At 65.3% G+C, this 19,059-nt stretch carries 14 protein-coding genes and 1 riboswitch; of the genes, 2 read left to right on the forward strand and 12 right to left on the reverse strand.

Translation table 11 applies throughout. From position 1 onward, the window contains the following. Positions 1 to 50 precede the first annotated feature (50 nt). Entirely contained in the window at positions 51 to 1,547 is a 1,497-nt protein-coding gene (locus H7687_RS03575) for a hypothetical protein (RefSeq protein WP_183345173.1), read from the forward strand. Here H7687_RS03575 and H7687_RS03580 read toward each other — a convergent pair. The 12 genes from H7687_RS03580 to H7687_RS03635 form a co-directional block, all read right to left on the reverse strand. Beyond that, positions 1,544 to 2,134 (reverse strand): DUF4337 domain-containing protein, encoded by a 591-nt coding sequence (locus H7687_RS03580; RefSeq protein WP_183345175.1) that lies wholly within the window; start codon positions 2,132 to 2,134, stop codon positions 1,544 to 1,546. The genes H7687_RS03575 and H7687_RS03580 overlap by 4 nt on opposite strands. 171 nt (positions 2,135 to 2,305) lie before the next feature. Then, entirely contained in the window at positions 2,306 to 3,097 is a 792-nt protein-coding gene (locus tag H7687_RS03585; RefSeq protein WP_183345176.1) for a PTS sugar transporter subunit IIA, read from the reverse strand. Beyond that, a complete protein-coding gene (mgtA, locus tag H7687_RS03590) occupies positions 3,097 to 5,781 on the reverse strand; it encodes a magnesium-translocating P-type ATPase (RefSeq protein WP_198424605.1) in 2,685 nt (894 codons plus the stop codon). The genes H7687_RS03585 and mgtA overlap by 1 nt, the downstream gene beginning before the upstream one ends. 464 nt (positions 5,782 to 6,245) lie before the next feature. Then, a riboswitch (M-box (ykoK) riboswitch) is annotated at positions 6,246 to 6,414 on the reverse strand. 442 nt (positions 6,415 to 6,856) lie between these two features. Then, positions 6,857 to 7,135: a hypothetical protein gene (locus H7687_RS03595; protein WP_183345178.1), complete on the reverse strand. Its 279-nt coding sequence runs from the start codon at positions 7,133 to 7,135 to the stop codon at positions 6,857 to 6,859. A 152-nt stretch (positions 7,136 to 7,287) separates the two neighbouring features. Beyond that, on the reverse strand, positions 7,288 to 9,870 hold the full coding sequence (locus tag H7687_RS03600) for a sigma 54-interacting transcriptional regulator (protein WP_183345180.1): 2,583 nt from the start codon (positions 9,868 to 9,870) through the stop codon (positions 7,288 to 7,290). A gap of 165 nt (positions 9,871 to 10,035) precedes the next feature. After that, the gene (locus tag H7687_RS03605) at positions 10,036 to 10,419 is read right to left on the reverse strand and encodes a hypothetical protein (RefSeq protein WP_183345181.1); all 384 of its coding nucleotides are present in this window, start codon (positions 10,417 to 10,419) and stop codon (positions 10,036 to 10,038) included. Between the two features lie 74 nt (positions 10,420 to 10,493). Beyond that, on the reverse strand, positions 10,494 to 11,726 hold the full coding sequence (locus H7687_RS03610) for a hypothetical protein (RefSeq protein WP_183345183.1): 1,233 nt from the start codon (positions 11,724 to 11,726) through the stop codon (positions 10,494 to 10,496). After that, positions 11,723 to 12,529: an outer membrane lipoprotein-sorting protein gene (locus H7687_RS03615; protein ID WP_183345186.1), complete on the reverse strand. Its 807-nt coding sequence runs from the start codon at positions 12,527 to 12,529 to the stop codon at positions 11,723 to 11,725. Before H7687_RS03615 ends, H7687_RS03610 begins: the two co-directional genes overlap by 4 nt. Positions 12,530 to 12,889: 360 nt before the next feature. Further along, positions 12,890 to 15,442 carry an ABC transporter permease gene (locus H7687_RS03620; RefSeq protein ID WP_183345188.1) on the reverse strand — a complete coding sequence of 851 codons (2,553 nt, stop codon included), beginning with the start codon at positions 15,440 to 15,442 and terminating at the stop codon, positions 12,890 to 12,892. After that, entirely contained in the window at positions 15,439 to 16,128 is a 690-nt protein-coding gene (locus tag H7687_RS03625) for an ABC transporter ATP-binding protein (RefSeq protein WP_183345190.1), read from the reverse strand. The genes H7687_RS03620 and H7687_RS03625 overlap by 4 nt, the downstream gene beginning before the upstream one ends. A gap of 196 nt (positions 16,129 to 16,324) precedes the next feature. Beyond that, entirely contained in the window at positions 16,325 to 17,761 is a 1,437-nt protein-coding gene (locus tag H7687_RS03630) for an ABC1 kinase family protein (protein WP_183345192.1), read from the reverse strand. Beyond that, the gene (locus H7687_RS03635; RefSeq protein WP_183345195.1) at positions 17,751 to 18,368 is read right to left on the reverse strand and encodes a TetR/AcrR family transcriptional regulator; all 618 of its coding nucleotides are present in this window, start codon (positions 18,366 to 18,368) and stop codon (positions 17,751 to 17,753) included. Before H7687_RS03635 ends, H7687_RS03630 begins: the two co-directional genes overlap by 11 nt. Before the next feature lie 237 nt (positions 18,369 to 18,605). On the opposite strand from H7687_RS03635, the gene H7687_RS03640 reads away from it, so the two are divergent. Next, positions 18,606 to 19,028, forward strand: coding sequence for a cytochrome c3 family protein (locus tag H7687_RS03640; RefSeq protein ID WP_183345197.1), 423 nt, complete (start codon positions 18,606 to 18,608; stop codon positions 19,026 to 19,028). The last annotated feature ends 31 nt before the right edge of the window (positions 19,029 to 19,059 follow it).

Here is a 19,059-nt window from a genome sequence, read left to right on the forward strand (position 1 = left end):
CGGCCGCTACACTATGTGAGTCTTTCCTAATCTGACAGTGGGGGCTCGCCATGGAAAGCTACAAGGAAATTGTCGCTATAGTCCTCGCGGTAGCCACCGCCTTCTTCTACCTGCTCTGGTTCTTGCTCCCCCCCGTCCGCCTGGTCTGGCGCTGCCTCTCCATCCAGGAAAACCTCCCCGTTTTGAACACGCTCAAGGCCTGCTATGACTCCGCGTGGCCCTTCCGCCCCGCTATGTTCAGAAGGCAGATGCGGCTTTGGCTGGAACTGCGTCTTTTGCACCCCAAGCCGCGCCGGGAGCCCAAGTGGTTCTTCGACGCGAAGACCAAGCGCTACCAGTTGCAGTACGACGACACCGCCTACCGGCAGGAGGTGGCCGAGTGGAAACGCTCCACCCGCGCCAAGTTCGGGGCGCTCAAGATCAAGGAGCGGGAGCCGGTGATCGAGGTGGTGGACGTCTTCCGCCTCAACGACGAGGAGACCAAGGACGGCATCAAGCAGTACCTGCTGGCCGTGTCGGAATTGAGACTCTCGCTGGACGAGCAGGCCTCCTTTCTCTGCAGCGTCAAGATCGAGCACGGCTTTTTGTTGCCGCTGAACCTTCTGGCGGGGCTCATGTCCCGCTTCGCCGACGACTGGGACCCGATCATCTCCTGTTACGATCGCATGGCCAACCGGGCCTTCTCGCCGCAGCAGATGACCATCTTCAACCTGTGGCTTCTGTGGGGACCGAGCGTGCCTATCTGCAGCTGCGACCAGTGGAACGGCCCGGTCACCTTGCAGTACGGCTTCGGCGACGAGAACAACTCGGTACGGGTGCGGGTCAGGGACGAGAGGAAGGAGCAGCTGCTGGCCGACCTGCGCAAGGCGGTGGCGGCCAGAAGCAGCACCGCCCACCCCGCCCTGCATGCCAGCATCACGGGGAGGCTGTGGCCGCCGAGCAGCTTCTTCCAGGGGGAGATCTGCGGTGCGCAGCAGGAGCTTTTGAACCCCGACCGCGAGGCCTTCATCCTCGAGTACGAGGGGCACAGCGTGATCGGCAACCCGGCGAGCTCCAGGCTGTTCTACACGGGGTACGTGTGGGCGCTGTTCGTGGTGGGACGGGAGCAGAAGCCGACCGGGGAGCAGGTGTGCCAGGAGCCGTGGCTGCACGTGATCCCCTTCTTCGAGCACGGCAACATCGTGGACGAGTCCTGTTACAACATGGCCAAGCTGCAACTGGCGCTCAAGGTGATCAACTTCGTGAAGACCAGCGGTCACCTGGAGGCCGACCCGGGGCTCGCCCCCTTGCGGCTTTGGTACGTGTGTGCCCTGGACGATTCCGGGTGCGGGCGTGACATCGAGGTGGTCCCCAAGGGAAAGAGCATCCGGGGCATCCTCGACGAACTGCTCTCGGAGAGCGAGCACAGGCCGCTCAAGAAACGGATCATCACCGACGACCGCGGCTACTGCCAGTTCCTGTCGGGGTGCCACCTCTCCAAGGTGGTGTCCGGGCTCTTTGACACCATCGCGGACAGTGCCAAGTCCGGGGCGGGCAGGCAGGGTTAGGAGAGGGCTTTCACCAGGGCGGTCGGATGCAGCGCCAGCCCGAACAGACCGGCCACCCCCATGACCACGCCGAAGCCAGCGAAGGTCAGCGCCAGGTAGAGGAGTTTCCTCTTCCCGGTCAGGGAGGTGATGGCCAGCATCGCCAGGGAGACCGCCAGGGTGGCGTCGGAAAGGTCGAACTGGTCGTCGCGGTAGTTGAGATCGTCGTACTGCTTGCCCAGGCCGTTGGCCTTGTCGGCGAGCTTCGCCTCCTCCACCTTGTAGCGGGTGATGTTGTCGCTGTACTGCTTCTGCTGCGCCGCCAGGGAAGCCGATACTTTACCCGGCGCCAGCGACTCGAGGGCCGCCACCTGGTTCAGCCCCAGTTCGGCCAGGTGCTGTTTCAGTTTCTTGGCTTGGTACTCGTTCCAGGTGTCGACCTGGTCCGATTTCGCCTGCAGCATGGCCTGCACGATGTTGTCGTCCTTCACCTTGCAGACCGCCATGAAGACGGAAATGAGCGCCACGGCGATGGCGACCCAGTTGTTGAGGGTGTTTCTGGCTTCCGAGGAATCGAGCCTGTCCTGCAGATCGTTAATTTCCGACATAAGGGATACTCCTTTCACAGAGGGGACAGGCTCCGTCAGGTGCCTGTCCCCTTTTTGCTTTGTCCCCTTTTGCTTCCTTTTAGCTTTTGAGAAGCCGGCTGAGCTGAAAGAAGCGTGCCGCTAAAGGGACAGGCACCTGACGGAGCCTGTCCCTTCCTCTGTTACCAAGCGTCACTTCCCTCCGGACGTCCTGAGGGCGAGGCAGTCGATGAGGAGGCGCTCGCCGGTGAAGGACGCCTCCTTGCGCTTGACGATGCGCCAGCCGCCGGTGTTGAAGGCGCTATGCCCGGTCAACTCCCCGGCCAACCCTTTGAACCCTTCCAGTAGCTCCACGAGCGCCTGGTCGTGTCCGAGCACGATCGGCTTCAGCCCCTCGCCCACCAGGATGGTGATCGGCTCGACGAGCAGGTTGGCCAGGTCGTAGGGGGCGGGCTCCACCGCAGCGGCCTTGCCTTGCAGGCGGATCATGCGGGCGCGCGAGTCGGGGCCCACGGTCCCCTTGGTGGTGCTGATCAGGTCGAGCAGGTGGTCGCGGATGTCGTTCAGGCTGTCCGCCGCGTTCAAGCGCTCGATCTCGGGGTAGATCTCCAGCGCCTTGGCCAGCAGGGATACCTCGCGCAGGTAGTTGCTGCGCTGGTTCTCCGGGACCAGGTACATGGCGATGACCTTGACCGGTTTGCCGTCGGGGCTGCCATAGTCGATCCCCTTCGGGCTCCAGCCGACGACGCAGATCAGGTCCTCCTCGAAGGGGACCCGTGCGTCCGGGCAGGCCCATCCCTTGCCCAGGGCGGTCTTGGCGGTCCCCTCCTTGGCGAGGATCAGGCCGGCGACGTCGGTGTCGGGCGGCAGCGACGGGACCGCCTCGAGGATGTGGGCCAGGAAGCGCAGCGCATCTTCCTTGTCGTAGTCGTCAGGTATCTCGAGGAGTCGTCCTTCCTGTAGTGCGTCGAGCAGGCTGTCCATCAGTCACCTCCAAAGCGGTTGAAGAACCAGGTCTTCACGAAGTGGGTCAGTATCGAATAGGTCAACAGGAAGCCGATGATCCAGACCCAGTAGACCGGCGGCAGCGGCACGAGGTTCAGCGCCGCGGCGAATGGGGAGTAGGGGAGCCAGGCGCCGATACCCATGATCAGGAGCGTGGTCAGGGTCATGGGGAGCGAGGCGCAGCTGCCGAAGAACGGGATGCGCCGGGTCCGGATGATGTGCACGATCAGGGTCTGGGTCAGAAGCGACTCCACGAACCACCCGGTCTGGAACAGCTTGGCCAGCCCCTCCTGCTGCAGCGGGGTGACGCCCGGGGCGTTGTAGGCGGCACAGCCGAAAACATACCACATGAGGGCGAAGGTCGCGTAGTCGAACAGCGAGCTGATGGGGCCCACGCAGAACATGAAGCGTTTGATGTTCTCGATGTTCCACTTGAGCGGCTTGGCCACCAGTTCCGGGTCGACGCGGTCGGTCGGGATCCCGGTCTGGGAGAAGTCGTACAACAGGTTGTTGGTCAGGATCTGCACCGGCTGCATGGGGAGGAAGGGGAGCAGGTAGCTCGCGCCCATCACGGAGAACATGTTGCCGAAATTGGAGGAGGCCCCCATCCTGATGTACTTGATGATGTTGGCGAAGACCCGGCGCCCCTCCATGATCCCCTCTTCGAGCACCAGGAGGCTCTTCTCCAGGAGCACGATGTCGGCGGTCTCCTTGGCGACGTCGACACCGGAGTCGACCGAGATGCCGACGTCGGCGGCCTTCAGCGCCGGCGCGTCGTTGATGCCGTCCCCCAAAAAGCCGACCACGTGGCCGCTGGCGCGCAGGCTGCGCACGATCTGCTCCTTCTGGGCCGGGGAGAGCTTGACGAAGACGTCGACGTCCTGGACCACCCGGGCGAAGTCATCCTCGCCGATCTTGGAGAGCTCGGCTCCGGTCAGCATCCGGTCCGCCTTGAGGCCGACGTTGGTGCAGACCCGCTGGGTGACCAGGCCGTTGTCGCCGGTGAGCACCTTGACCCGCACCCCCGCTTCCTGCAACAGCCCCAGCGCCTCGCTGGCCTGCGCCTTGGGCGGATCGAAGAAGGCGATGAAGCCCAAGAGGATCATCTGGGACTCGTCCTTCACCTCGAACTGGGTCTTCTCGCGCGGGAACTCGCGGTAGGCGATGGCGAGCACGCGGAAGCCGTCGCGGTTGTGGCGCTCGACCTCCTCGAACAGGTTGTCGCGGATCATGGCGAAGAGCGGGAAGACCTCCTCGCCGATCTGGTAGTGGCTGCAGCACTCGTAGATCTCCTCCACCGCACCCTTGCAGATGAGCACGTGGTCCTCCTCGAAGTCCACCACCACCGACATGCGGCGGCGCTGGAAGTCGAAGGGGAGCTCGTCCACCAGGCGGCAGAGCTGGACGTTCATCTCGGTGTGGTCCAGGATGGCGCGGTCGATCAGGTTTCTGAGGCCGGTCTGGTAGTGGCTGTTCAGGTAGGCGTAGGTGAGCACGTCCTCGCTGGTGCGGCCGGTCAGGTCGACGTACTTCTCCAGGACGACCTTGTCCTGGGTCAGGGTGCCGGTCTTGTCGGTGCACAGGATGTCGATGGCGCCGAAGTTCTGGATCGACGGGAGCCGCTTGATGATCACCTTCTTGGCCGCCATGGTGAGGGCGCCCTTGGCGAGGTTCACCGTGACGATCATCGGGAGCATCTCGGGGGTGAGGCCGACGGCGATGGAGAGGCCGAAGAGGAGGGCGTCGACCCAATTCCCCTTGGTCATGCCGACGATCATGAAGACGGCGGCGGTCATCACCAGCATGAAGCGGATCATGAGCCAGGTGAAGGAGCGGGTTCCCTTGTCGAAGCTGGTCTCCTCCGGCTTCTCGGCCAGCGAGGCGGAGATGGAGCCGAACAGGGTGCGCACGCCGGTGTTGACCACGACAGCGCGGGCCGAGCCGCTGTTGACGCTGGAGCCCAGGTAGCAGGCGTTGGGGAGTTCCCACGCGGAGAGGCCTGCCTCGTGCTCCTTGTCTACCAGCGCGCTCTTTTCCACCGGCATCGATTCGCCGGTGAGCGCCGACTGGCTGACGAAGAAGTCCTTGGCGGAGAGGAGGCGCACGTCGGCGGGGATGATGGAGCCCGCCATGAGGAGCACGATGTCGCCCGGGACCACGTCCGAGATGCGGATCTCGGTCTCCTCGCCATCGCGGAGCACCAGGGTGCGCGACTGCACCCTCTTGCCCAGCGCCTCGACCGCCTGTCCGGAGCGGCGGTCCAGGATGAAGGAGAGCCCGACGCTCAGGATGATCATGGCCCCGACGATGCTGGCGGACTTGGTCTCGCCGACGATGCCGGAGATGATGGCGATCACCAGGAGCTGGATGACCAGCGGACTCTTGCAGCGCTCCAGGAGGTCGGCCACGACGCCCAGGCGCTTGGCGTGGGCCAGTTCGTTGGCGCCGTATTCGTCGAGGCGCTTTTCGGCCTCCTCGGTGGTGAGTCCTTCCTTGGCCTTGGTGTCGAGCTCCTTCAGCGAGTCGCGCACCGACATGGAGCAGAGCTCGACCAGGCGGCGCTCGCTGGCGCCCTGGGTGGCGGTCTTCTGCGCCGCTGCGCGCTGGGCGGGCGGCTGGTGCTTTGCGGAACGCCCGGTAGGTATATTTGAAATCATGAACATCCTTCCTTCTCCTGTCACATCTGTGCTGCTGGTGGCCGCCTGCGCGCGGCGGACCACGCCCTTGCTCCGGCACGCCTGTGGGATGCCGGGGAACGGTTACGCCAAGGCGCGACTGGGCCGTGAGGGAACGCGCGCGCGAATGACGGCGCTGCTCGCACTCCGGCCTGCACGCGGCCGGGCAGACGAGCTGCCGCCGATGCGTGAACCGATCGGTGATTGCACTTATGAGGGAGTGGGTACGACAACTCCCCGCTGCTTCTTCATGTCCCGTTCTTGGGCGGAAAGCGGGTCAAAGCAGGCAGGGAAGGAGGAAGGCTTTGAAACGAGGCTAGCGCCGCAGGAACGGGATGGGTAACGGATATTCGCTACTATGACTGTCCAATTTGTAGAACCACCACCTTTCCGGTTTGACGTGATAGAAACGAAAAAAGGCCACGGGAGAACCCGGGCCTGGACGTCTGCCTGTGATTCCCCTCTCGTAGGTTTTCGGCAGTGCACAACGTAGGTCGCGGGGACCAGCTACCTTAAGTAAAGCCTTAATCCGGCAATACCTGGTCTACCCATTGGCGTCTTTCGACGTTTCCGGGCAGTAGCCTGTGTTTGTGCAAACGCCTCATCTTAACGAGGAATTCGGTGCTGCTATGCGTATGTAGTCTGAGCCGGGCGGAGTTGCAGCGCTACTGCCGCGGTTTGACCAAAAATGTGTAACAGGTTTGGCTGCGGGTGGCAAGCAAAAAAGGGGACAGGCTACTTCTGCATGCTCGGGTTGCCGCCTGCTTGGCTTCGAGCAGTAGATGCAAAGAAAAAGACGGTATTAGCGAATGGTGTTGGTATTTCCTGGTTCCCAAGCTCCAGCTTGGGAACCCATATGGCGTATAGCTCTAGCTATGCATCCGAGGGAAGCTGGAGCTTCTGAAAGGTTTTGCGTTCCCAAGGCGGACCTTGGGAACGAGATCAAAGGGGAGATAGAAAAGTAGCCTGTCCCCTTTTCTGTGTCCCCTTTTCTGACGGCGAAGGCCACCGTGGCGAACCGCGGTGGCCTTTGTCTGCGCTAGAAGTGGTGCCCGATGAGATGCTAATGGCCGGGCTTGTTCAGTTCGTCCAGGATGTCGTTGGCTTCTTTCAGCTTGTCGTGGAGTTTTTTCAGCTCGTCAGCGGTGTACACCTTGCCGCCCTTGTTGATCTCTCCCTGCAGCTTGGCGATTTTCTGCTGGATGCTGTCTACCTCGTTCTTGCAGTTCTTCGAGATGAGCAGGCATTCGTCTTTCGTACCCATGCCCATGTCTGCGGCATAAGTCGGTACGCTGCCCAGTGCCAGGAACCCTGCCATGACAATCAAAGCAATCCTTTTCATCGTGTGCCTCCTTGTCTGTAGTGTCCTTGTCGGTTGTGGTATATCCGGAATAAGCAGTAGCACCCCCGCCGCTTGTGTCAACTGGATGCCTGAATGTGAGTCACCTGTGACATAGGGCGGAACTGCTGATTCAATTATCTCACAATATGATTTTACAGGATAGTCATGAAGATGGCCGCGGCGGATAGTATGAGCAGGCGGTGCCCGATGAGCGCCCGGGAGGGGAGGCCGTCCTGGCGCTGCAGCTTGGCCTGGATCACCCAGGAGAAGAGGGTGGCGAGCAGCAGCAGCGGGTAGATGAGCAGGCGCAGCGTCCCCAACTCCGGGGTCAGCGCCGCCGCGTCGAGCACGTGGTCCAGCCCGAGCGCATGGATCATGAGCGGGACGATCTGCGCGCCCCCCTCGACCAGTGCCCTGAAGAAGATCATGAACAGGCCGGCGACCGCCAGGGGGAGGTAGGCGAGGCCGCTGGTGGTGAAGACCGCGCGCCAGCCGGTGCCGCGCACCGAGGCGGAGGCGAGGCAGGCGAGCAGGGTGAAGCCCGCGACGATGCCCAGGGCGAGCAGGTAGTCCTGCACGCTCCAGATGGTGCGCGAGAAGATCTCCAACTGGCGCCCGGCGACCAGCGGCGTTCCCTTGGCGGCGATAACCACGCCGACCAGGGTGGTGCTGAAAAGCGCCTCGCGGAAGCCGCGCCGGGCCCTATTGAAGCCGCCCCAAGTGGGGTTTCTCAGGTCGAGCTGCATGGAGCGGTGCGGACAGCTCCGGACGCAGTTCAGGCAGAGCACGCAGTGGTCGGAGCTGTCGACGCCGGAGGGGTGCAGCCCCATCGGGCACCCCTTCTCCTTGATGCAGTCGTCGACGCGGCAGCGGCTCAGGCAGACGTTGTGGTTGCTGTGCATCTCCAAGGGCGAAATGCGCGACACGAGGCTCACGATGCGCCCCAGGGGGCACAGGAACTTGCACCACCCCCGGCGGCCGATGACCAGGTCGGCGCTCACCGTGGCGCAGAGGATCCCCGAGAGGAGCACGCCGGTGGCGCCCGCGTAGCTGAACATGCCGGTGGCCTGCTCCAGAAGGAGGATCACCACCAGCGCGGCGAAGGAAAGCGACGGTCCCCAGCGGCGCAGCCAGGGGGCGGGGTCGCGCACCACGCGGCTGGAAACCCCCACGAACTCGCCGATCGCTTCCATGGGGCAGAAGCTGCACCAGCCGCGGGCGAACAGGAAGGCGGTGAGCAAAAGGGCGGGCCAACCGATGGTCCAGGCGACCAGGTTGGCGGCGTTGTGCTGGCGCGGCCCGAACAAGGTGTAGAGCGTGACGCCGAGAAAGAGCGGCACGGTGAGCCAGCGCAAAAGGCGCGGGAAGCGCGGGTTGCGGGCCAGGTTCTCCACGGCCGGAAGGGTGAGCAGGTTGAAGCGCCCGTCGCCGAAGGGGTGCCCCTGCAGCGAGATGTGCTCGGGCTGGATCTCGTCGTCGTTGCAGACCACCACCGCGCGCGAGAGGACCTGGTACAGCTCGCTCGCGTTCAGGGGCCAGTCGTGGTCCACCAGGCGGTTCAGGGCGTCCTGGGAGAGGCGGCGCACCTGCTTGTGGTGCTTGGCATTGAGGGACTTCAGAAGGCTCCGGGCGATGACCGGGATGTCCTTCTTGCGCTCCCTGAGCGGCACGAGCTCCAGGGTCTCGCCGGAGAGCTTCTTGAAGAGCACCGCGTTGAACTTGCCGCTTTCCACCAGCGGGCGCAGCGGCTTGCCGCTGGTGGCGATGATGCGCACCTGGGCGCTTCTCAGTTTCGTCTCGCCGCGGCGGGTGAAGTGCCCGCTCTCCATGAACTCGACCAGTTCCTCCTGCACGGCGCCGGAGAGGCAGTCGATGTTCCTCAGGATGATGTCGCCGCCGGCCGCGAGCTCGATCATGCCGCGCCTGACCCGGCGCGCGTACATGGCCCCCTCCGGCGCATGGCCGAACAGGGCGGCCTCCTGGGCGAGCCCCAGAAGGAGCGAGTTCTGTTGCGCGGAATCGCTGGCGGAACATTCCTCGCCCATGACCGGGGGAGGGGAGGCGCAGTCGAGGAAGAGGACCGGGCGGTCCCCGGTGCTGTGGAAATGGATCAGGCGGGCGGCCAGGTCCTTCCAGGTCCCCGGCTCGCCGAGGATGAGGACATGGCTCCTGGTGTCGGCCAGGTGCTGCAGGCGCTGGTTCAACAGGCGCACCCACTGCGAGGTGCCGGGGAACTCGCCGAATTCGGGGAGCAGCTGCCAGCCGATGATGTTGGTGATCACCTCGCGGTGCTCGCTCTCCTCGCGCTGGTGGCGGTGCGCCCAGCTTCCCAGTTGCGCGGCTAGTATGCGGCTCAGGTTGGCGTAGAGAAGGGGCATGCTCTCCAGCAGCTCTTCGAAGTGCTGCCGGGTGAGCCGCGCGGCCTGGACGTCGGTGATGGCGCGCACGTCGGCGGAACGTTTCTCGGCGGTGAGGATGGCACGCTCCCCGATCACGTTGCCGATGCCGAACTCGGTGAGGTTGAGGATCTGCCCGGAGCGGTCCAACAGCTCGACCCGGATCCTCCCGGAGAGGATCACGTAGAGCTCCTGCGCCGGTTCACTCCTGGCGAGGATCACGTCGCCCGCGGCGAAATCGCGCAGCTCCAGGCGCTGCGCTATGCGCTGCAGGTCGTGGTGATTGAGGCCGCTGAAAAGGCGTATGCCCGAAATGGTCTCGGAGCTGATTGAAGCCATCGTTCTCCCGGCTTCGGCAGGAGGTTACCCGTTGCGGTGGCGCTGGGGGCGGGGCTGGGTGCCGAAGAGGTTTACGATGGTAGCGTAAAAGTCGGGGCGGTGTCTAAAACGTATACCGCGCAAAGGGTTGCGGGCGCGTATACGTCAGCGGGGCGGCGGAGGGGATCAGTGACGCACGATGGCAGGGGTGGTGCGCAGGGTTTCCATGGCCTTGTCCCGTTCGGCGGCGGCAAGGCGGCGCTGCAGCATGGCGAGGAAACGGAGCCGGCTCAGCACGACCAGGGCAAGCTTGCGGTTGTTCTCGGCCCGGGACTCGAGGTAGAACTCCTCCTGGGCCTCGCGCAGTTGCTGCAGGTCCAGGATGAATTGATAGTACTCGTCGTCTTCCTGGTAGCGCTCCAGGAGCTTGGTGTAGATGACCACCTGGGCCAGGGCCATGGTGGCGCGGGTTTCGTCGCCGGCCGCCTGCGCCTTCATGTGTTTCGATATCAGCTTGGGCCCCATGCCGTTCAGTATGTTGGCCAACATAACGGTGAGGTCGATGTCCATGCGGCACCTCCGTCTCGTACGTCGAATTGGGAAAGGTTAATTTCCTGCATCGCGTTGTCAAGACGGTGCCCGCGTCACCAGCTGCGGCGCAGCGCCGCCACCAGGCGCCGCGCGCCGTGCAGCGCGCCCAGCGGGCCTCGCTCCGCCCCGTAGGGAAGATCCCCGCCGACGGTGACTTTCCAGGTGTCGGTGATGTTGTAGCCGACCTCCCCCTTGATAAGGCCGTCGCCGCGCTTGAGGCCGCAGTCCCAGACCAGCTTCCAGGCGCCCCATTCCTCGGTCTGGTTCCAGGCCACGATCAGGGCGGGGAGCAGGCCCCGGTCGAAGAGGAGCGTGGGATCGACCGGCGGATCGATGGCGTTGCCGGCCAGGGTGATGAGGAGCGTGCCGTCGCCGAAGCCGCGCTCGACGCTCAGGGTGCCGATGAGCGCGTCGCCCAGTTCCGGGTCCGCCGAGAAGAGGGCGGCCGCCTCGCCGCGCACGACGTAGGGACCGGCCACCCGCGACACCTCGACCCCGACGCCGTGCTCGCGCGGGTAGCGCCGTCCCACCGAGATAACCGGGACCGGCCCGGTCTGCAGCGCCGGGTCGAGCGAGAATTCCAGGATGGGCGCCGGGCGCACGCCGCTTCTGGCCCAGACGCCGAGGTCCCAGTCGCCGTGGGTCGCTAAGAGGCGCAGGGCGGCGAAGCCGGCAAGCGGCGGGGCGTCGTCCTGTTCCTGGAATCTGGTCCCCTCCGGAAGGGCGCCCGAGGCGATGGGGGCGTTGCGGCTGCCCAGGGGGGGGAGGCGCCAGGGCGTCGTCACCGGCACCAGCACCGCCTGGTAGCGGAGGTTCTCCTCCTGTCCGCTCAGGCGGACGGCCCACAGCGGCAGTTTCTCGTCGGCAAAGGGATCGGTCACGTCACGCGGGAGGAAGGCGTCGGCGGGGGAGTAGCCGTCGGTCTTGCCCCATCCGAGCTGGAAGCGCCCCAGCTCCAGGTCGTGCGACGGGGCGAGCGGGACGCGCAGCCACAGTTCCGGGACCGAGAGCGGCGGACGCCTGAGCTTGCGGTCGGCCGGGTCGAAAACCAGCGGGCTCGTCTGCGGCGCGGTGAGCCATTCCGCGCGCAGGGAGGCGGTGAACTGGCTCTCGGCGAGGCGCTGTTCCCACTTGTTATAGAGCGTGCCCCAGCCGGCGCCGTAGGGCTCGCCGGCGAAGCGCTCACCGTAGGCAAAGCCCTTCACTTCCGCGTAGCCGGAGAAACCTTCGGCCAGCGCGGTGCAGGGGAGGCACAGCAGGACTAGGAGCAGGAGGAGGGTTCTCAATCGCCCCCCTCACGGGTGAGGTTCTGCAGCGTGAAACGACTGGCGGGCTGGGGACGGTTGAAGGAGATCTGCTTCAGGGTCACCGTGGTGTGGCTCCCCTTCTTCAGGTCGGTCATCTCCATGCGTGCGGCGACGTAGTGCCCCTCGACGTTCTTGATGTCAGAGAGGACCAGCCGCTTGGCCGGCTCCTTGTCACCCTTCCTGATCAGGTCCTCGCGCACCAGGTAGAGGATGTCCTTTCTGAGGTAGAGGATCAACTTCTGGTAGATGGACTTGCTCCCCTTCTCCAGCGGAATGGCGCTGATCACCCAGCAGGGCTGGCCGTCCAGCGTCTCCTCTCCCTGCAGCGCGACCTTGTACTTCTCGTGGTCGAACTCCTCCATGTCCTCGTAGTTGAAGTCGGTCCCCACGAAGGAGGCGTCGCGGTCCTGCGGCGCGATGCGCCGCTCACGTTTCATGGAGGGGAGGTAGAGCCACTGGTCCGGGTTGTCCGAGCCCGGGCGCGGCAGCGAGAGGAAGCCCACCCCCTTCACCTCGGGGGGATCGGTGAAGCGGATCAGGTTCTTGGAGTCGCCGGCGTATCCCTGGCGGTAGCTGTTCCACCCCTTTTTGCGGACTTTCCCCTCCTTGTTGACCACGGTGAGGTCGCCCGAGTACTGCTGGGTCTTGGTGCGGTGCCGGCTCTCGGACTCCTTCAGGAGCGCGCGGGCGTCGGGCGCGGCCTGTGCGGGGGCGGAACCAAGCGGCGTGCAGATGGCCACGGCGACGAGGAGCAGCAGCGGTTTCAATATCGTTCTCATCATGTTTATTCCTCCAAAGACGTTCTTGTCCACCCCCTCGCCCTCCGGGAGAGGGTGGCCGAAGGCCGGGTGAGGGAACTGCCATGGGCAAGCTGGTTGCCGCTGCCGACGCCCTCACCCCGACCCTCTCCCGCAGGGAGAGGGGGCCAATGTTCTATGGTTCCTGTATCCCCTCCCGTCAAGGAGGGGGAGCGTGTACCTGTGGGGGCAAATAATCATTCGCCCTGTCCACTCTTTCTGTGTCCCCTCGCCCTCCGGGAGAGGGTGGCCGAAGGCCGGGTGAGGGTGCTGCCACGGGCAAGCTGGTTGCTACTGCCGACGCCCTCACCCCGACCCTCTCCCAGTGGGAGAGGGGGCAGCATTCTACTCGTACTCAATCGCCTCGGTCACCTTGACCCCAGCCGCCTGCCGTGCGGGGATCCCTGCGGCCAGGAAAGACACCACGGGAAGGGCGACCAGGAGCTGCCCCAGCACCTCCCACGGGTAATGATGCGGCATGGCCCACCCCGTGAACGCCTTGGCCACCGGCCCCTCCATGAAGGATGCGAACAGGTTGCCGGCGGGAAGCGCCAGCATGAGCCCCACCATGGCGAGCACCAGCGCCTCCAGCACCACGCTCCTCGCGATCTGGCCCGGGAGCGCTCCGAGCGCCTTCAGTATCCCTATCTCCCGGGTGCGCTCGGCCACCGAGATGAGCAGCGAGGTGACGATGCCGAGGAAGGCGACCCCGAGCGCCAGCAAGACCGTGATGCGCATGACGGCGTAGAAGGCGTCGATGGCCTTGCCGATCTCGTCCTTGAACTCGCGCTGGGTCGAGATGAGCGCCGGGTAGCGGCCGGAGAGCTTGGCGCGGATGGCGTCCCGCACCTTGCCCGGATCGGTTCCCGGGGTCACCGAGACGTCGTAAATGTCGACCCGGTCGTCCTGCCAGTGCCTGAGAAATACCTTGCGGTCCAGGAACACGGCCCCCTGATCCGAGGAGTAGTCGCGGATCACCGCGGCGATGGGAAACTCCACCATCCCCCCCGGCGTGTTGAGCGGCACCTTGTCGCCCACGCTCAGGCCGAAGCGGTCATGGAAGTTCTCGGTGACGGCGCACATCTCCTTGTTGAGCAGCCCGTCCCGCATGGAATCGCGATTGCCCTGGGCGAAGTCGTAGCGCACCCGCTGCATGAGGGTGTCCATCTCCACCGAACCGACCAGGATCTGCCTGCCGTGAAACTGCGGCCTGATGGCGCGGTAGCTCTCCACCGTGCGCACGCCCGGGAGCGCCAGGATCTCCCCTTTCACTGCGCCGGGGTAGAGGAAGTCGGGACGCGAGAAGTTGGCCGAGGCGCGCACGAACAGGTCGCAGGTGAGGATGTCGTCCATCCAGCGCACGATGGTGAGCCGGGTGGAGCCCATGTACCCCCCAAGCCCCAGCACGAAGGTGAGTGAAAGGGCCATGGCCATGATGGTGCCGGAACTGCGGCGCGGGTTGCCCAGGAGCGAATCCGAGGAGAGCGGGCCGGCGGAGGGGAAGAGCCGGGTGAGCAGCGGGCCGAGGCCGACCAGGACGGCGCGGGAGAGCGGGCCGATCAGCAGCACGAGCCCGATCCCCCCCAAAAGGAGCACCGAGAGCACCAGGGCGTTTCCCTTCACCACGCTGCTGAACGCGAGCGCCACGGCGCCCGCCACCAGGGCGACCCCGGCGGCGATACGCGGCGCCACCCGGCCCTGCACCTTGGCCTGGAACGCCCCCTTGGCGAAGGCCTCGGTGGGGGAGATGCGCGAGGCGGAGAGGGCGGGACCCCAGGCACCGACCAGCGAGGCGACGAGGCCGAGCAGCATGGACTGCAGCACGATGGCCGGGGTGAGGTGCACGACGCCCGAACCGGAGATGCCGTACACCATCTCGGTGCTCTGCCCCATGCTCACCAACAGCGCCTGTGAGAAGGCGGTGCCGGCCAGGCAGCCGAGCGCGCCGCCGAGCAGGCCGATGATGAGCGCCTCGGCGAGGAACAGGACCTGCACCTGGCGCGGCGTGGCGCCCAGGGCGCGCAGCGTGCCGATGTCGCGGCGGCGGCGGTTCACCGAGACGTTGAAGGCGTTGAAGATGAGGAAGATGCCGATGGAGAGGGCGAAGGCGCTGGAGACGTTGAACCCGGCGGTGAAGTTGGCCACCAGCCGTTCCATCTGCTCGCCGCGCCGCGCCGGGGTCTCGACGCGGTAGGCGGGCCCGAGGGCCTTTTGCAGCATCTCGGTCCCCTGGGCCACGCTGACCCCGTCCTGGAGCCGCACGTCGATGCGGTCGAAGCGCCGTCCGCGGCCGAAGAGCTCCTGCGCGGCGTAGACGTCCACCACCATGAGGTTGCCTCCGAAGGCCTGGGCGAACCCCTTGGGGCTCATCAGGCCGCGCGCGGTCACCTTGCGGACCCCGCTGGGGACCTTGACGGCGAGCGAGGTGCCGGTGGCAAGCCCGGCGCGCTTGGCGAACTCGCGGGTGAAGAGGGCGGAGTCGGGCTGGGCCAGGAACAGAAGCGGATCGTCCAGGTCGGCGTCGTCACCTTCGAAGCCGTAGTCGCGCATCTCCCGGTCCCCCAAGAGGTCCACGCCGATCACCATCAGGCTCCCCAGTTCCCCCTTTTCCGGGACCACGATCTGCTCGATGACCGGCGAGGTGGCCCGGATGCCGGGGAGGTTCCTGAGCCTCTCCTGCAGCGCTTCGGGGACGCCCCCCTCCATGGTCACCTGGAGCTGCGCCTTGCCCGCGACACGGTCCACCGTCGAGCCGATGCCGACCACCAGCGCGTCCTGCGCCGTCTTGATGGAGCTGAAGGTGGTGACGCCGACCACGACCCCCAACAGGGTGAGGATGGTCTTGGCCAGGTGGCGCCGGGCGTAGGAGAGTGAGAGGTGCCGCAGCAGGAACCTCATCTTGCACCTCCCGGGGCGGCGCCGTCGTCCTCGACCCGGCCGTCGCGCAGGCGGATCAGGCGGTCGCAGGCCGAGGCGGCCTCGCGGTCGTGGGTCACCATGACGATGGTGGTGCCGCGCCGGCCGTGGATGGAGCGGAGCAGGGCCAGGATCTCCTTGCCGCGGGCGCTGTCCAGGTTTCCGGTCGGTTCGTCGGCCAGAAGCAGAGGAGCGTCGGTGACCAGGGCGCGGGCGATGGCGACGCGCTGGCGCTCGCCCCCGGAAAGCTCGTCGGGGAGGTGGTCGGCGCGGTGGTCCAGCCCCACCTCGGCCAGCACCCGCTCCACGCGGGCGTCAGCCTCCCTGGCGGGGACACCGGCGAGCCGCAGCGGCAGGGCGACGTTCTGTCTGACCCGCAGCGTGGGCATCAGGTGGTACGCCTGGAAGATGTAGGAAACGTGGCTGCGCCGGAACAGGGAACGTTCCTTTTCGCTTTGCCGGGCCAGGTCGGTCCCCGCCACCAGCACCTCGCCGGAGGTGGGCACGTCCAGCCCCCCCATCAGGTTCAACAGCGTCGACTTGCCCGAGCCCGATGGCCCCATGATGGCCACCATCTCGCCGGCGCCGATGGAAAGGGTGATGCCGGCCAGCGCCGTCACCGTCGATTTGCCGTCATACGATTTCACCACGTCGCAAAGTTGCAGCACGGTTGGTTCCTCCTTGAGGAAAAGTCTTTTTAAAAGCTCCTCCCCCCGGAGGGGGGAGGTCGGGAGGGGGGCCGCGGGATCAAGATGCTACGCTCCCCCTCCCTAGCCCTCCCCCTCCGGGGGAGGGGACGGTCCCGCCGGAGGGGACAGCGGCGCCCTCACCCCGACCCTCTCCCTGAGGGCGAGGGAGGATTGGTCACGGGTGCATGTCACGCCCGCTTTCCCGCCGGTAAATCCCCTGGAAATCGCAGCGCCCCTTCAAGCGGTACACGACGCCCCGCGCCCCCAGGATGAAGCGGGTGGTCCAGATGTGCACCGGCATGCCGCGCATGAACCCCTTGCGGGTCACTTCGATCATGGCGTCCATGCCGCGCCGGAAAAAATCCTCGTCACCGAAATCGAAGATCCCGTCGCTGAGCCACGGCTCCAGTTGCCAGCGGATCACCCTGCCGATCAACTCCAGCCGTTCCCGTCCCATCTGCTCAGCCGAATCGTACAGGGATGCCTTGACGACCAGGCGCTCCATCTCTGCCTCGTCCCGGCGCAGCAGCGCGTCTTCCACCTCGACCTGCATCTGCCACTCTTCGTCGCTCAGCTGCCGGGTGCAGCCGAAGTCGACCAGACCCAGCCGCCCGTCGGGCATGAAGATGTAATTGCCTGGATTGGGATCGGCGAGGAGCCAGTGGGTGCGGTACAGCATGCGCATGGTGGCGACGGTCATCAGGTGGGTGTAGCGGTCGCGCAGCTCCTGGGACGGGTTGCCGTCCAGGAACTCCTCCAGGTGCACCCCTTCCAGGTGTTCCGTGGTCAGTACCCGGCGCGTTGAGTATTCGGGGTAGACGCGCGGGATCACGATCCCGTCCTCGCGGGTGAAGGAGTCGCGCACGGTCTGGGCGAAGCTTGCCTCGGCAAGGTAGTCGGTCTCGGCAAGGAGCACCCGTTCCACCTCGGCCAACTTGGCCACGACGTTGCCCCAGTCTTCCCCCAGCCGCATCGGCTGCATGAGCAGGCGCAGGTTCTTCAGGTCGGCCTCGATGGTGCGGGCGATGCCGGGATACTGGATCTTCACTGCCACCAGTTCGCCGGAATGAAGCCGGGCACGGTGCACCTGCCCCAGCGAAGCGGCCGCGAAGGCCTGCTTCTCGAAGCTCGCGAACAGCTCGTGGGGCTCCTTGCCGAACTCGTCCAGGAAGACCTCGCGCACCATGGCGTAGTGCATGGGGGGAGCCTCGAAGTGGAGCGCCGGGAGGAGGCGGGCGAACTCGTCGGGGAGGGCGTCCGGGAAGGTCGCCAGCATCTGCCCCAGCTTCATGACCGCCCCGCGCAGGTAGCCCATGGTGCCCAACAGCTCCAGCGCTGCCTTCAGGTGGGTCTCGCTTTTGAGCCGCTCCCGCTCGTCGGCGTCGGCCCAGCGGCTGCGCAGCCAGTAGGCGAGATAGGCGCAGGTGACCTTGGCCTGCAGTGACCCGAGGATCCAGAGCCGTGAGAAGGAGGTGGTGGGGGGGCGCCTGGCGGCGACGCTCTCCACCAGTTCGGCCAGGCGCCTGCGTGCCGCTTCTTCCTGGCGCGGCATGAGGTCGAGCAGCGCTGCCCGCGCCTCGATCCCTCTTTTGCGCCGGGTGTCAGCGGGCATGGTCGCCTCCCTGCGTGTTGCCGGAGATCATCTGCACGAAGGTGCGGATGGCGTAGTCGATGAGGCCCCGGGAGGCCTCCTGGTTTTCGGAGTGGTCGCCGGTCCAGGAGGCGAGGATGCCGAGGTAGAGCGACCAGTAGATGGTGCCGGCGACGTCCTCGGGAGTAGCGGCGAAGCCGTGGCGGTGCATGATCTGCCGCACGCATTCCAGGTGTTCCTGGCGTGCCGCTTCCCCCTCGGGGCAGACGCTTTTGCGCGGAAAGGGGCTCAGCGACCGCTCCAGCACCGGTCCCAGGAAGGGGCGCAGGGGGCGCAGCCGGCGCAGTTCCGTCCCGATCAGCAGGAACAGCTCCTCCTCCAGCGACTCGCTGCCGTCCAGCCGGGTCAGGAACTCTTCCCGTCCCTGCGCCAGCGCCTCGTTCACCATGGTCATGGCCATGGTCTCCTTGCTGGGAAAGTAGTTGAACATGGTGCCGGCGGCAACGCCGGCGGCGAGGGCGATGTCGCGGGTGGTGGTCTGGTCGAAACCGCGCGCGGCAAAGAGCTCGGCGGCCTTTTCCAGGATCCGGGCCCGGCACAACTGTTTTGCCTGCTCGCTGATACGCATCGACTGCTCCCTTGGGAAAATGAACGCGCTCACTATAGCAGAACGGCTGCCTCGGTCAATATTTAAAATGAGCATGATCACAAATGCCACTGGGTGCGGTCGCCAATGAGGCCAATATAATTGCGCCCTCGTTGTCTGCGTGGGACCCTGTGCTATGATTGCCGATGTGCCAAGGTGGTAGATAAATCATTGGATGTCCTAAGAAGTTCAATGCCTGTCTAAACACATAGGTGCCTTATGATTAGCTCAAGGAAGGTGCATTTAAGGCTGAAAGCAGTGATCGCTGTTGCCTTGGGTGGCATGTTCTTCTTCAAGGTTGGCGGCGCCAATATCTCGCACCAGACCGGCGCCAATGGCATCCTTACCATGGCAGAATGTCTGGCATGTCATTCGGAAGGTTCTAAACGGCCGGTTTCCGTCTGCCTCACCGATCACTGTCTGTACTCCAACGAGCACCCGGTCATGCGCAGCTATCCTCCCCCTAAGACGGTGGAAGATTTTGCCCCAGTCGCGGACATTCTCGCTGCTGGCTGCGTACTGGAGGAGGGCAAACTGACCTGCCTATCCTGCCATGATTTGACAAAGCCGCCACCGCACCTGGTGCGGGACGGTGACGAACTCTGCTACATCTGCCACAGGTACCTCAAGTCCACTCGATGAGGGGTGAACGGGTTTGACTTTAAATGACGGA

The organism is Geomonas paludis (assembly GCF_014193585.1).
GTDB lineage: Bacteria > Desulfobacterota > Desulfuromonadia > Geobacterales > Geobacteraceae > Geomonas > Geomonas paludis.